This is a genomic window from Microcoleus sp. S13_C5 (genome assembly GCF_036700845.1).
In the GTDB taxonomy this organism is placed as follows: Bacteria; Cyanobacteriota; Cyanobacteriia; order Cyanobacteriales; family Microcoleaceae; genus Microcoleus.
Window position 1 is genome coordinate 25,013 of the sequence record NZ_JAUBPR010000014.1, and the last position, 15,929, is coordinate 40,941.

General features: G+C 47.2%; 6 protein-coding genes. All 6 read right to left on the bottom strand.

The annotated features are described in order from the left end of the window. Nucleotides 1–101: 101 nt before the first annotated feature. Nucleotides 102–2,864, bottom strand: coding sequence for a DUF1156 domain-containing protein (locus tag QUA04_RS06195; protein WP_333254831.1), 2,763 nt, complete (start codon nucleotides 2,862–2,864; stop codon nucleotides 102–104). 398 nt (nucleotides 2,865–3,262) lie between these two features. Continuing rightward, nucleotides 3,263–3,646 (bottom strand): hypothetical protein, encoded by a 384-nt coding sequence (locus QUA04_RS06200; RefSeq protein WP_333254833.1) that lies wholly within the window; start codon nucleotides 3,644–3,646, stop codon nucleotides 3,263–3,265. A gap of 4 nt (nucleotides 3,647–3,650) precedes the next feature. Next, the gene (locus QUA04_RS06205; RefSeq protein WP_333254835.1) at nucleotides 3,651–4,079 is read right to left on the bottom strand and encodes a DUF7680 family protein; all 429 of its coding nucleotides are present in this window, start codon (nucleotides 4,077–4,079) and stop codon (nucleotides 3,651–3,653) included. A 218-nt stretch (nucleotides 4,080–4,297) separates the two neighbouring features. Further along, nucleotides 4,298–7,525, bottom strand: a complete 3,228-nt coding sequence (locus tag QUA04_RS06210; RefSeq protein WP_333254837.1) for a DUF499 domain-containing protein — start codon at nucleotides 7,523–7,525, stop codon at nucleotides 4,298–4,300. Between the two features lies 1 nt (nucleotide 7,526). Next, complete coding sequence (locus tag QUA04_RS06215) at nucleotides 7,527–8,501, bottom strand: threo-3-hydroxy-L-aspartate ammonia-lyase (RefSeq protein ID WP_333254839.1); 975 nt, start codon at nucleotides 8,499–8,501, stop codon at nucleotides 7,527–7,529. 534 nt (nucleotides 8,502–9,035) lie between these two features. Continuing rightward, nucleotides 9,036–14,816, bottom strand: coding sequence for a cadherin-like domain-containing protein (locus QUA04_RS06220; RefSeq protein WP_333254841.1), 5,781 nt, complete (start codon nucleotides 14,814–14,816; stop codon nucleotides 9,036–9,038). Between the last annotated feature and the right edge of the window lie 1,113 nt (nucleotides 14,817–15,929).

Below are 15,929 nucleotides of genomic sequence, written 5' to 3' on the forward strand. Positions count from 1 at the left end.
CTTCGATTCCCCTAAATCCCCCTTAAGAAGGGGGACTTTGAATTAAACTCTTGTCCCCCCCTTCTTAAGGGGGGCTAGGGGGGATCTCTTCTCTCATTTTTTCAACCACCTACATTCAAATCTAAACTCAACTGTCCCTCAAACTGAATTTCCATCTGTTGATAAACAACCTTGGCCTTAATCTCATCCATCGCCAACCACAAATCTAACAAAGCCTTCTCCTCCGGGATGCGTTTCTTCTCATCCCCAATACGCGGAATCACTTTCAGCGCCACTTCTATCGCCCGCATGAAATTATCGTTATCAGTCAAAGCCGTTTTTTTCATAAACTCGCGCACGATTTGAATATCTCCGTCCTCCTGATACAAACCGATAATCGCGTGCAATCCATCCACTAAATAGGTAATCGAAAAATCTTGCGGATTGGCCGAAAAAGCTCCTTTTTTCAGCCGCTGTTTCGGTGTCAAAAGTTTGCAAGTGCCGCTAGTCGAGTCAATTAATTTGTAGACTTTTGCTAAATCAACGACGTTGAAACCGCCGACGGCGAGGGCGAGTTGTCGCGCTTCATCGAAGGGGAACTCGACAGCGCCGAAGGCATCCCACGCGAGGAAATACCACTGCGTCAGGGCGTCAAATCCGGCGGTATCGGTTTGTGCAAGTTTGCGGAAGCGATAGTTTGCAATGGCTTTTCTGGCTTCAGCAAATGCAACTTCCGGGCGCACTTCTTCGCCGCTGCTGTCGAGGATGGGATAGGAACGGCTGAACACATTTAAAGCCGGGCCAAAGGCGCTTAAATAAAGGTCGATTCCTTTGATGTCGTTGGCTTCAAATTCTGGGGCGCGTTGTTCGACGAGATTGGCGACTTCCGGGCGCAAATCATCCCACCAAGCTTGGGCGGCGTTAGCATCGCGTTTGCGACAGACGAGGAGCACTGTACTAGAAACCGAGTTTTTCTGGGCTTGGTGCAAGTTTTGCGGGTTTTCGGTACTGACGGCCCAGGATGCGGTAATCTCGAAACCGGCATCGATGAGGGATTTTGTGAGTACGTCCCACGCGCCGGATTCTTTATGGTTGAATTGGACTGTCATCACGCCGTCATCGCGCAAAACTCGGTAATATTCGCTAAAAGCTAGTACCATTTTTGCTTCGTAATCTTGTTTGGCGAGTTCGTCGGGGGATGTGCCCATGTTGCGGAAGCGCGACGGGTTGGCTACCGCTTCTCTATCTTTGTCGGTGAGTTCTGAGTAGAATAAATCGGGGAAAATATCGCCTAATGTGCGCTTCATCCAGACGTAGAAAAAGTCGGAAAGTTCGGCATATTGGATGGTGCCATAGTAAGGCGGGTCGGTGATAATGGCATCGACTGAATTGTCGGGAATGTGGTAGAGGCTATCGGCGGAGGCGGGATTGATTTGGATGGTTTTTGGATCGTATTGTTGGATACCGGGTAAATCGGTTGAGTGCGGTTTTGTTCCTAAATAGATACACAAATTTTTATAATCTTCAGCAAAAGCCGACATTTGCTTCCAAAGTTTCTCATATCCTTGGAATTCTGGGTAATTCCAATTGAGATTAAGCGAGTGGGTGATCGAAGCTTTAATAGTAGTTCCAGTCCCTGTATTCCATACAGAAAGCCGACAATTCAAATCAACACATCTATCTAATACCACAGCTAAATAAGTTGCGATCGCCTCTACTTTCTCTAATTCATACTCAGCCTGTAGCAGCGCCTTAGCTTCGTTGATAATTTCCACATAAGTGACAAGCGTTAAAAGCTGACGAGGATGAAAACAGTTTTCATATTTTCGCAAACCATATTCATAATTGCGAGGTGAGTCATGTAATCCTGTACTGGTGGGTTCAATTGGAATTAGATTAGCAATCGTTAAATCGGCATAGTTGTCTTTTAATGCCTTTTCAGCTTTTTCAATTGCTTGAAAATCACTTTTTTCAGGCAATCTAAACTCTAAATTAGATTTTCCTTTTTTATATGCTACTGCATAAACTTGATATCCCAAATTATGAACCGAGGAATAAGCTTTAATTGATTCATCTTCAATCACACTGCTACAATTCGGACATTTACCAACACCTCGACTCAGAGTAACTGTATCACTCGGATCGTACTCTCCCGCATCCGTTTTAATCGTGGATTCCTTGCCTTTCTTCCCCTTCACCAACTCAAAATCAACCCGCTTTTGTGCCAAGTTAGGAATGGGTTTCACCGCGCACCATTTATGTAAATTCTGCTTTTCCGGCCGCTTATACAACCACCAATTCGGACTCAAAGGCACAACCGACTGACAACTCGGACAAACCACCGTATGAGCCCACAAATAATTCTGCACAGTTTCCCCTGGTAAAGAAGGGAAAAACTCAGTTAATCTTTTCTCCGCTTCATCCCCCACCCATTTCACCCATTTATCAATATCCTCCTGCAAATCCGGGCCAAATTTCAGCGGATATTCCATCGCCGCCTTCATCGTCACCACCGCCACTGGATTGAGATCCGACGCCAACACATTCAACCCGTACCGCGCCGCCTCAAAGGGAATGCTTCCCCCACCCGCAAACGCATCTAAAATCGTCGGCGTGCGATTCCCCCACACCTTCTCACAATAGTCATGAACCTTTTTAATTCGCACCGAAGACGGGGGAGTTTTGTAGAGTTTAATTTCCTTCCCCGGTTCCAATCCCAGCAAATATTCAAACTCTTCTAAAGAGATATCTGCGGGTAAAATCGACCCCAACACCGAAGCGCGAGAAAACGATAAAGGTTTGCGCGAATACCAGCGATGCAATCCTTTAAATGGATTGCCGCCGTGTTCGTAATAAACCTGCTCGTTGAGCAGATTTACGGGCATAATTTTCTCGATGAAGAGGTGAGGGCGCATGATTTGTTGGTTGTTGGTTATTTGTTATTTGTGAAGTACCACCATCTTCGATGGGAGCATCTCACTTTTGCAGCAAAGCTCGAAATTGGAATTAGGAGTCAGGAGTCAGGAGTCAGGAGGAAAGAAGAAGAAGGAAGAAGGAAGGAGGAAGAAGGAAGGAGCCATAATAAGTGTTTTTACAAATATGAGATGCTCCCTCTTCGATCCCCCTAAATCTCTCTTAATAAGGGGGACTTTGACTTGAAATCTTGTCCCCCCCTTATTAAGGGGGGCTAGGGGGGATCTCCGGGTTGTGGCTGCTAGCCAGCCCCTAAAAGGATTAATTCCAAACTGCAATGTGCATTGGTATTATCCCAAAAATTTATAGATTAATCTTCAAATAGCTCTGCTTTTTCAATGATAAACCATTCGTGGTACAATACTGCTAAGAAAAACTCTTCTCCTGTTGGGCGATCGCACACAGCCATATATCCCGATACAAACATATCATCATCAAAAGTTGTATCCTTAAGAAACAGAGTCAGCGAGTTGCCATCCGCGCTCCAAATTGTCCGCAAAATCGTGATATTTTGGTGACGAGATGCTTCAACGGGCAATAACACCCACCGCCCCTCAATTTCGATAAATTCTGGTTCGCCGTATCTAAACTCAGACTCCCATCTCTCCGGCCCTTCGTGCTTCTCAATAATTCGATCCCACCGCACTGTTTTAATCTTGGCTAAAGTTTCATTAGACAAATCATTGACTTTCATCAGATTAATCTCCCAATAAAATTCGCAAGGCTTTCAAAGCATTTGACCGATTGCCATTGGCAATTTTACCAAACCAATAATGTGCCTCTTCATTACTCATAGCCATAATCCCTTCGGCAATATTAGCAATTCGTTCGGTTTTCGATAGCGGTTGCAGCGATTGAAATAAAATCGCCAAACTCACCCCCGATTCTTCTGATAATATATAAGGAGTTTGTCGCTGCTGAGATAAACTTTTCGGGTCATAATTATTCGCTTTGAGAGTTGCATAAATTGTCTGTCTCGCCAAAACCAGAGCATTTCCTTTAAGTCGCCCCAATTTTTTAGCAGCAGGACGTTTTTTCTCTCCCGCTTTCTTGTAAGCACATTGGTAGAGTTCCAAGGCGAAGTTGTTATTATCTATCGGTAAAACTCGTAATTGAAATTCTTGCATAAAATAATCGAAATTATAGCATATTCCAGGTTTTTAGGGGCGTGGCACTGCTTATTGATGTCAACTTAAGTTCAAAGGTAGTTACAGATTGTTGGTAATAGAATTAAACTTAGATCCCCCCTAGCCCCCCTTAAGAAGGGGGGGACAAGAGTCTTCTCAAAGTCCCCCTTCTTAAGGGGGATTTAGGGGGATCTAGACTCAGATAAATACGAACTGTTTCAATATATCACTCTTGCCATTAAATTTAAACGCTCTACTGGATTGCGATCGAGCGTTTGTTTTATACTGCTAATATCCGAAGCATTTGCTGGCAAAGCTGGCTTGAATTCTAAGGTAATTTTCAAACTAACCTCTGCTTGCGCGTCGGGACTGTTCAACAAACTGTTGATAGTCGAGAAAAAGCTCTGAAATCCCCGCAACGCCCCTTGATATTCCAACCGCACAAATTGGTCGCCGGTTTGAATAGTTGCGGTTTGGTCGATTTGCGGTTGCCAGCGCTGCAATAGGGCAATTGCTGTTCCCAATTTACGATAATCCATTACTTGATCCACAGACAATTCTAGCACTTCGATGCCTTGAACTTTGTAGTCGCTAATGCGATCGCCCAATCCCGCAAATACCGCATTAATCGTGCCGTCAAGTTCGATAATCGGCGGTTTTGCATCCCACAAACTCGGCTGTAGCGTTTCCACAACATAAGGAGAATTTCTGATCTCTCCCACCCTAGGAACTTGAGGATTTAGATTGACATTGGTTGCTTTTTCTGCTGTCTCACCGTTACCGTAATCGGCTACCACACGAAAAATACTGTTATTAACAATGGTGGCGTCATACTCATCGGAAGGGAAGAAATTTCCCGGCACTAAACTATCATTTTGATACAAACTAACCGTCAGTGCTCCTTTCGCTTTCCACCTGACGCGCACGGGTTTTGCCGCTTCTGTACTCGGCATCAATTGGGCGCTGAGTTCCACTTCTTTGGGCGCAGGAGGTTCGAGAATGCCGCGCTTGTATAAGGAGGCGCGATCGCTAAATTCGATCGTCTCCGGCAGTGTCAGCATACTATCATCGGTTTTGATAAATAGTCGATCGCCCGCCTTCATATCCCAATTGCCCATTTTCAAACCTTGGCGAATCGTCTCCCGCAGCATCGAAACTTCCGCATCGAGGAGAATATTCAAACTCAAATCCTTAGCAAAAGCATCGCGCAGCGCCTTAGTCGTCCAACTATCCAACCCCGCAGGCCACACTTTTTGCAGGATAAAAGCCGGGGCGAAAGGTTTAGCTTCTTCCGGGCGAATCTTGCCGCAATCTTTGAGGGCTTTGAGAATCACATCTTGCTGGTTGTTTTTGCCTTCCACCATACTCGCATCCTGGGCAGAAAGAGTGTAGTGCATCAATCCTTTCGGTGCTTTTACTTGGTCATTTGACGGATAAAATAAATGGCGGTAAGCATTAGTTAAAGATACTCTCACAGCCATATTTTTCGCCCCTTCCCGTTTCTTCAATTCCTTCTGCTGGCTTCCCGATAAATCTGCCAGCCGATTCTGACTTTTAAGAATATTTTGAATAGCTTTATATTCTCTGGCATTGTCGATCGCCGCTTCTAATTCTAGCCGATTTGCCACCAAAAATAACAACCGATTCCGGTAGGTGCGAAACTTCCCCGATTCGCCGCTATTGTTGAAAATTCTCTCGATTAATTCCGGGGCTGCGTCGGTAGAAGCATTCACCGTCGCTTCGTCAAAGTCGATCGCGCACAGCGCCACATCATCCGGGTTGTCGTCTACATCTCCGGGACTTTCGATATTAGAAACTAAGGTAAAGAATTTCTTGAAAAAAATGCTATCCCGGCGAGTTCGCAAATCTTCTTTCGCCAATACTACCCCGACTTGTTCCTTCTCCTCGGTGATAATTTTGTTGATCGAAGGTTCTTCTTTAAACCGGGCTAAAGATGTTACCGGATCGGAGTCTAAATACCAGGCTACCTTTGTCAATCTTTCTAAAGCCCGATCGACAAAACCGCTGTCAACGCCTGGAGTCAGCAGCGACAAATTCAACTCAGCCAGCCGAATACCCGAAGAATTTCCCTGAGTCAGAGAATGCAAAAAGATCGATCGGGCTACCCAAGTAGAAAACGGCGGTTTTCCCGCTGCTATCCATTCCCCATCTTGCAATTGTGCGTAAGCCGGCCTACCATCGGGATTGTAGATATCAGCGCCGATCGCATTCCGCAGGGGCGATCGCTGCAACCGAGAAGTCAGATCGTTAGTAATTTCGCCATCCATCCCTATAGGAATGTGATGCGTGTGAATCATCGGCATCCAACCGTCGCGATTTTCCCACAAATGCCGCACCACTTGCGCGAACAATCGCAAAGCGCCCCGCGTCTTCTGGAATTCGGGAATAGAAGCAATTTTTTTAGTAAGAAGATTGAACAATTCCGGGTGAAACGGATAACTTTGGGCGATCGCTTTTGAGTATGACGCATCTTTGCACCCATCGGGCAAATTAACGCGGCAATTGCGGTAAGCAGCCAAATATTCCGATGCCGCTTTTTGCGCTGCTTCCTCGCTAACTCTGGCAAACACGCGCTGTTTGACGATGTTGTAAATTTCGATATCTGTAGAAGGACTCAACACCCTTTCTTGTCTTGCGGAAGCGCGCATCGTTTCTTGCAATTCTGCGGTTTCTTCCGCAAAAGTATCTGCTGTCGAGGCGAGGGAATAAACCAATACTAAATTATCGCACGCTGCCGCCAAATCCATCAGGGAAAATAGAAAAGCTACCACTTGTTTGGCTAAATCGCTTCTGCCAATTTGTTTCGCTTTTGCCGATCGCAAATACCGCGCAATTTCATCTAAAATAATCACAGTCGGCTGTCCCCCCGTCAACCGTTCTAACACCGAAGTACCGGGGCTGACACCGCTTTTATCGCTGCCTTGCAGTAACTGATAGCCTGAAATCCCGCCAATTTGGTAAGCAATTTCGCCCCAAAGAGTGTAGGTTGTCAAGCCGCTGTCCGAGTGATAAACTCCTTGTTCTGGGTCTAAATCTCGACCGTCGATCGCTGCAACGGCGATCGGGCGATCGGGAATAACGCTAATATCTGTAAAGCGTTCCAATCCGTGAATTTCTCGCCCTTGCTTGCAGATATGCCAGAGTGCAATTTCATCGTGAGTTTTGCCGCCCCCAAAACTCGTTTCCAAACGAACCACCCCCGCCCCGGCGCTTTGCTTCATCAAGCGGCTGAAAACTTCCCGGATTAGGGTTTTGATACCATCAGTTGCGAAGGTATTGGCAAAGAATTTATTGGCATCTTGATAAACTTGAGGTGCAGTTCCTTCGACTACCAGCCGCAATTTTGCTGCAAATAAATCTAGAGACAAGTCTCCCGATAAAATCTCATCTCTGGGCACGCAGGTATCAAAGATTAATGGCAGCATCTCACGATCCTTTGGTGTTGGGTAAATGATTAAAATCTACATTTCCGCCGCTAACAATCACGCCAATCCTCGCATTTTTAGCCTGCACCACACCTGACAACAAAGCCGCCGCCGCTAGCACTCCTGTCGGTTCAACAACTATCTTCATGCGTTCCCACATAAAAAACATTGTGCTGCGAATTGCCTCTTCTGAAACTGTTGCCATATCATCAACATAATGCAGAACCAAAGGAAAGGTTAATTTTCCCAAAGATGGCGTGCGCGCACCGTCAGCAATCGTATCCGGGTTAGTAACAGTTTGCAGCGTTTTCGTGCGGAACGATCGCGCAGCATCGTCTGCTTGCTGGGGTTCTACTCCTATTACTTTACACTGCGGAGACAAAGTTTTTGCTGCGATCGCGCACCCGGAAAGCAAACCCCCGCCACCGCAGCAAACCAGCAGCAAATCCAACTCCCCAACTTCTGCGATTAATTCCAGCGCCGCCGTACCTTGTCCCGCAATGACCCACGCATGATCATAAGGAGGAATAATTGTCAAGTGTCGCTCCTCGGCAATTTTGGCGGCGAGCTCTTCTCGCGCAACTTGAGTGCGATCGTACAAAATAATCTCTGCGCCGTAGCCACGAGTCGCCTCTTGCTTGACTTTTGGCGCATCTGCCGGCATGACAACAGTAGCAGGAATTTCTAGCAACCGTGCCGCAAGGGCGATCGCCTGCGCGTGATTTCCCGAAGAAAAAGTCAGCACTCCCCGCTGTTTTTCGGCTTCAGATAGCTGCATCAAAGCATTGCAAGCACCCCGAAATTTAAACGAACCCGTGCGTTGAAAGTTCTCGCACTTGAAAAATACCTGAGAATTTGTGCGTTTGTTTAAAGTTTCCGAAGTCAGCACCGGCGTCTTGAAAGCTTTGCCCTGCAAGCGATTTGCCGCCGCCTCCACATCCGCAAAACTGACTGACAAGGGATTTTGGGCACTCATAGATTTTAGATTTGGGCGATCGAGGACTCTATTTGTAGGGTGGGGATTGCCCGCTTCACTTCTACCATTAAATTATAAATTTTTATGATATTTTGGGGCTAATAATTATTAAATATTGCGCTTAGTTGTCAAAAAAGCTGTTGACTAAAATCAAAGTTATGACAATTTACTATCAAAAAGTAAAGGGGCGTTTGTACTTGCACAGGAGAGGGATTAATGAATACAAATTTAACCACCGCCCGATTAATTTTCGGAAAACAGCACGGCGCCGTGTCCTGATTTCGGGTAACGGGTAAAATAAACCGGATTGGATGGTGAAATTGGTCTCGCGAGTGCGATCGACTCCACCCATCGACAACAAGACAAAAGAGGACATGGCAAGGTCATTTTTGTACCCAAAAAAGAGCGGCTAAATTGTTTAACAATTACCAAAAAAAAGGACACAGCCATGCTGTGTCCTTACCCGTATCTTGTAGGGACACAGCATGGCTGTGTCCCTAACCGTACCGATATCCCGATTAGGATTCTTGCCGTTTAGAACAAGAACAATTCAGAATTACCGGAAACTCCCAAATTGACATCGACAGTAGCAAACAAACTGTTACCACCAACCGTAGAACCGTTGCTATCGTAATACAGTTTAGTAGACAAACCGTCGTAGATAGCCATGATCGATGGCCCGGTTAAAGTTGCTTCAAACACAGTTACATCAGACACTGTACTGCTGTAAGCGTAGAAACTCGAACCCAAAGGCCCTGATCCGGTGGTAAAGGCTGCAAACCCAGTGCTGTCGAGGTTAATTAGATCGTCAGCAGTGCTGTAATTGGTAATTACATCCCCGCCGCCAGCAGTAGTTCCGCTGAACACAAACACATCCAAACCAGCACCGCCGTTGAGAACATTGGTTCCCACACCGCCGATTAAAGTGTCATTCCCGATGCCGCCGTTGAGAGTATCGCTACCGCCACCGCCGAAGAGGCTGTCATTACCATCGTCGCCGGAAATGCTGTCGTTACCCAAACCGCCGTCGAAAATGTCGGCACCAGAACCGCCGCTGAAGATGTCAGCAAATTCAGTACCAGTGACGCTGTTAGCACTCGCATCTCCGGTAAACAAGACAGGAGTGGTGAAGTTGTAACCGCCAGCACCGGAACCGAAATTGTTAAAGGTGACGGGGAAAGTGTTCCCAGCCGCAGTTAAATCGGCAACGCTGCCTGAGCTAGTAGTAGTACCACTGGCAGAAGGTGCGATCGTACCTGTAAATACAAAGTCCGCCGTTCCCAGATTGCTAGCAGCCGTACCCAGATTCGCAATCAAGGTAGAACCACCCGCTGCGGTACCGTTCGAGTCAAAATACAACACAGTCTCGTTCGACGCATTAGTAAATGCGAAGAAACCAGCAGTTGTAGAATTGCCCAGGGCTTTAGCTTGTGCAGCTTCCAAAGAGGCATAACTGCCGCCTGTGAAAATCACTAACTCTTTGCCAGTAATGTCAGGATTTGAACCACTTACAGCGTCAAAGTTAGTCGTAGTCAAATTGCCGAAAGCGCTCGCGGTAAACTGGAATTTGTCACTTCCAGAGGTAAAGTCAGTAATCGTATCACCGCCTTCGCCTACTGCTTTGTAAACAAACAGATCCGCACCAGCACCGCCAGTCAGAATATCTGCACCGCTGCCGCCGCTGAAGATGTCAGCAAACTCAGTACCAGTGACGCTGTTAGCACTCGCATCTCCGGTAAACAAGACAGGAGTGGTGAAGTTGTAACCGCCAGCACCGGAACCGAAATTGTTAAAGGTGACGGGGAAAGTGTTCCCAGCAGCAGTTAAATCAGCAACGCTGCCTGAGTTGGTAGTAGTACCAGTATCAGAAGAGGCGATCGTACCTGTAAATACAAAGTCCGCCGTTCCCAGATTGCTAGCAGCAGTACCCAGATTCGCAATCAAGGTAGAACCACCGGTTGCAGTACCGTTCGAGTCAAAATACAACACAGTCTCGTTCGACGCATTAGTAAAGGCGAAGAAACCAGCAGTTGTAGAATTGCCCAGGGCTTTAGCTTGTGCATCTTCCAAAGAGGCATAACTGCCGCCTGTGAAAATCACTAACTCTTTGCCAGTAATGTCCGGATTTGAACCACTTACAGCGTCAAAGTTAGTCGTCGTCAAATTACCGAAAGCACCGCTGATAAACTGGAATTTGTCTACCCCAACAGTAAAGTCGGTAATTGTATCGCCGCCTTCGCCTACTGCTTTGTAAACAAACAGATCCGCACCTGAACCGCCAGTGATCAAATCTGCACCAGAACCGCCGCTGAAGATGTCAGCAAACTCAGTACCAGTGACGCTGTTAGCAGTCGCATCTCCGGTAAATAAGACAGGAGTAGTGAAGTTGTAACCGCCAACACCAGAACCGAAATTGTTAAAGTCGCTCGGGAAAGTGTTCCCAGCAGCAGTTAAATCAGCAACGCTGCCTGAGTTGGTAGTAGTACCAGTATCAGAAGAGGCGATCGTACCTGTAAATACAAAGTCCGCCGTTCCCAGATTGCTAGCAGCAGTACCCAGATTCGCAATCAAGGTAGAACCACCGGTTGCAGTACCGTTCGAGTCAAAATACAACACAGTCTCGTTCGACGCATTAGTAAATGCGAAGAAACCAGCAGTTGTAGAATTGCCCAGGGCTTTAGCTTGTGCAGCTTCCAAAGAGGCATAACTGCCGCCTGTGAAAATCACTAACTCTTTGCCAGTAATGTCCGGATTTGAACCACTTACAGCGTCAAAGTTAGTCGTCGTCAAATTACCGAAAGCACCGCTGATAAACTGGAATTTGTCTACCCCAACAGTAAAGTCGGTAATTGTATCGCCGCCTTCGCCTGTTGCTTTGTAAACAAACAGATCCGCACCTGAACCGCCAGTGATCAAATCTGCACCAGAACCGCCGCTGAAGATGTCAGCAAACTCAGTACCAGTGACGCTGTTAGCAGTCGCATCTCCGGTAAATAAGACAGGAGTAGTGAAGTTGTAACCGCCAACACCAGAACCGAAATTGTTAAAGTCGCTCGGGAAAGTGTTCCCAGCAGCAGTTAAATCAGCAACACTGCCTGAGTTGGTAGTAGTACCAGTATCAGAAGAGGCGATCGTACCTGTAAATACAAAGTCCGCCGTTCCCAGATTGCTAGCAGCCGTACCCAAATTCGCAATAAGTGTCGAACCACCCGCTACAGTACCGTTCGAGTCAAAATACAACACAGTCTCGTTCGACGCATTCGTAAAGGCGAAGAAACCAGCAGTTGTAGAATTGCCCAGGGCTTTAGCTTGTGCAGCTTCCAAAGAGGCATAACTGCCGCCTGTGAAAATCACTAACTCTTTGCCAGTAATGTCCGGATTTGAACCACTTACAGCGTCAAAGTTAGTCGTAGTCAAATTACCGAAAGCGCTCGCGCTAAACTCGAATTTGTCTACCCCAGGGGTAAAGTCGGTAATTTTATCGCCGCCTTCTTTAGTTGTCCTGTAAACAAACAGATCCGCACCACTGCCACCGCTTATGACATCCAAACCGAGGCCGCCGGTGATAGTGTCGTTGCCGTCGCCGCCCTTGAGGCTATCGTTATAATTGCTGCCGACAATCTTGTCATCGCCTGCTAAACCATCGTAATTAACTGGGGCCGGAGAAGTGGTGAAATCCACATTGTCAGGGCCGGCAGTACCGACAGGAATATTTAGTGGCGGGCCGGTGAAGACAAAGTTACTGACTTGCAGGCGAACGTTGAGTGAGAAACTGGCCACAATTTCAAAGCGCGCCCCAACAGCAAATACCAGCACGGTACGGCCGGTAGTGGCATCTGTAAACTGACAGAAAGTAGGCGCGTCTGGGTTGCCACCCAACTGTGCAAACCGCGCTTGCAAAGTCGCGATGCTGTTAACATTGATATCCAGGGTGAAGTCGAGCAAATTAGCGCTGCCGATCGACCCAGGAGGAGTAGTAGGAGTAATATCCAGTCGGGTCAAGCTAGAAACGCTGAGATTAACAAAAGCTGCTGTAGAAAGCTCTAAAACATCGTCATCGACCTTAAAGTCAGTAATTAAGTCAGCTTCTGCAACTGTTTGAATCTGTTGGCGGGAAGTGCGGTAAATAAAGCGATTCTTTCCAGCACCCCCACTGAGAATATTGGTTCCTAAGCCACCTTCGATCTCGTCATCATCATCGCCACCTTTAATTGTGTCGTTGCCTTGGCCTCCTTTTATTTTGTTTTTGCCTAGGCTAACTTCGATATAATCATCGTCATCGCCGCCGTCGATATCGTCATTGCCATCGCCACCTTTAATTGTGTCCTTGCCTTTGCCCCCGATGATGGTGTCCTGGCCTTTGCCGGCTGTAATGTCATCGTCACCATCGCTGCCTTCGATGTCGTTATCCAGCGTCGCAGAACCGACAATAACTTGAGGTGCTGTAGTGCCACCAAACTTAAAGAGATTTTGCTCGATAGTCAAGCTAAAACGCTGGTTGGTGAGAGCGTTTTTGCCGTTGCTAACTTCAAAACCAAAACCAGCCGGACCGATAAAACCTGGTTTCGCTTTGAAACTTAACAAGCCTGCGTTAATGTCTGCTTGAGTGAAGGTAAAACCGACTTGTGTTACAGCGACTCCCTTAAAGAATAGTTGGCCGGTTGTAGCATCGGGCAGCTCGGTTAGCTTGAAGACTGTGTTGCTAGGACCTTGCTCAGCATCGACAAACCGCAACAACTCAGAAGTAATAGTTTGGTCGCTGCCGCTGGAACCAGCAGTCAAGCTTTTATTAACTTCCACTTTCGGAGGGTTAAAAACCGGGTTCGGAGTTGGAGTTGGAGTTGGAGTTGGAGTTGGAGTTTGACCATTAACTCCCAAAAAGTCGCCAGCATCGATCTGCGTTGCCTTGACCTTCAACAATCGCGCCAGCGCGACGTTATTGGCCCGAATTTCGGTATCGTCATCGACTTGTACAAACGTCAAGTCGCTAAAGTTCAAGTCGCCAATCAGCTTAAACTTGTCCTTGCCATCTTCGTAGTCCTTGATGACTGAAGAACGGCCCGGAGTAGTAGGTTTACCCATGACAAAAACGTCATCTCCAGCGCCACCGACACAGGTATGGTTGCCAGTACCGCCCATCAGCGTATCGTTGCCGTCGCCGCCCATCAGCGTATCTTCGCCATCGCCGCCGCCGACAACGCTGTCGTCGCCGTCGCCACCGTCTGCCATGTCATTGCCGTCGCCAGTAACGAGGGTATCGTTGCCGGTGCCGCCCATCAAGGTATCGTCGCCGGCACCGCCCATCACGCTGTCGTCGCCGTCGTCACCCATGCAAGCGTCGTTGCCGTCACCGCCCATGAGCGTATCGTCGCCGGTGCCGCCGCTAACGCTGTCGTCGCCGTCGTCACCCATGCAAACGTCGTTGCCGTCGCCGCCCATCAAGGTATCGTTGCCGGTGCCGCCGCTAACGCTGTCGTCGCCGTCGTCACCCATGCAAACGTCGTTGCCGCCACCGCCTAGCACGGTATCGTTATCTTTGCCGCCATTAACGGTATCGTTGCCGTCGCCGCCACTAACGGTATCCTTGCCCTGATCGCCCCGGACGTTATCGTTACCTTCACCGCCCTCGCACTTGTCGTCGCCTTTGCCGCCGTAGATGGTATCGTTGCCGGCGCCGCCGTCAACGTCATCATTTCCTTCGTTGCCGTGCACCCAGTCATCGCCGTCATCACCTTTGCAGATGTCGTTGCCGCTGCCACCAAAAAGGGTGTCGTTATCTTTACCGCCGTTAATGGTGTCGTTGCCTTTGCCGCCCTTAACGGTGTCGTTGCCACGATCGCCCTTTATTTCATCATCCTCATCGCCGCCCTCGCACTCATCATCATCTTTACCCGCGTAGATTGTATTTTTTTTGCCACGGTTTCCTTTGATTTTGTCTCGGCCTTTTTTGCCGTATATCTTATCCTGATCGCCGGTGGCGACAATTACGTCATCATCATCGCTACCGACGAGGGTTCGGCGGCGATCGATGCCACTGCCATCATCGTCGCCCGCACCTTCTTCGGGTATGCCGTTAAATTGAGCTATTGAGCTGTTATCAGCAGCACCTGTGTCGGATGCACCGTTAGACTGATTCGGAAATTTTGTGTTAACGCCGTCGGTGTTTTCGGCGAGCGCTTCCTGAATTAACTTGGCTAACTCCTCATCGGAAATTTGGGGGCTGTTTTTGCCTAAATCCCCCACAGGCTTTTGTGTTTCATCTTGAGCCAGAAAAAGTTTTCTCGGGCTTTCTTCTAACAAGTTTTCTTCTGCCATCGTTGATATTTCCCAAAAAAAGGTAAGCTTCTTAGAATCAATTTATCAGCAAACAGGAGGCAGCAGAAGAAAATTTTTTAACTTCATGCTTTCGCCTGCTACAGGAGCTGGTCTCTTGATCTTTACTATTATAGATGCCACTTAAACCGCAAGGTTTTTTTCGCTCTGTTGCGAGTTTTATATTCTGCCATTGCGAACCCAACTTAATTAGTCCGCAACCTACACTGTAATTGCTGCGCCGAAGCTCCGAGCATTTAAGATGTTCTCGGTAATTTCTACAGTAAGCAGCGCCGAAAGACCTCTAATTGTAGATTCTCTACGTAATTTCTACAGTGAGTTAGCTGAATTTAAACTTGCAACTGACAACTCCTAAATAACTACCCAAAACCTGTATCCCCCAAATTTTACCCTTGCTTTTTTTCCGCCCTAGGCTGGGTGTATTGAAGTTTTGTAACACTCCCAGCTTTGACAAATCCTTCCCTGACTTAGGATTTGAATCTCTTTCCTAAACGACTGCACGCTTCTAATTTTAGTTCCCGATGACTAATTAGAAATTTAGATAATTCGCCCAGGCAAATATTTGTTCTAATTTTTAGTTGCACAATTTTCTCTTGATACGAGGAAACCTCGCGAACTGAGAAAAAAATTTTTTCGGATCAATACTAAGAGTCCTGCCAAAATTTATCTATCTCAAGACAGATTGTAATATTGGTCTAAAAGTAGTATCGAGGCAGGATTGGTTGTTGGTGACAGTTGCAAGCTCGATCGGCATTTTGAGCGCGAATGACCGAAAGCATCCAGGATAGGAGCCCCCGGATTCATCCGTGTAGAAATAAAAAATCTGTATCCGATGAAACTTGCCCCCCGAATTTATTCGTGGGGTCAATGCTTCAATTCTTTAATCTAAAATCTAAAATCGATTGACTCACGGCGAGGCTGCGAAACCCTGTTGTTTTGTAGAGCCTTTGCTACCAAATCCAATAATTCTCCGAGAAACCGACCTGATGAGGCGTAATTCTCTAAATGCCAAAAATGATGGTTGCTTGAGAGTACCGGAATAATTTGATGGTCGTTGTATTGTTGAGAGTTCTTGGCTGCTTAAGTTTATTTTTG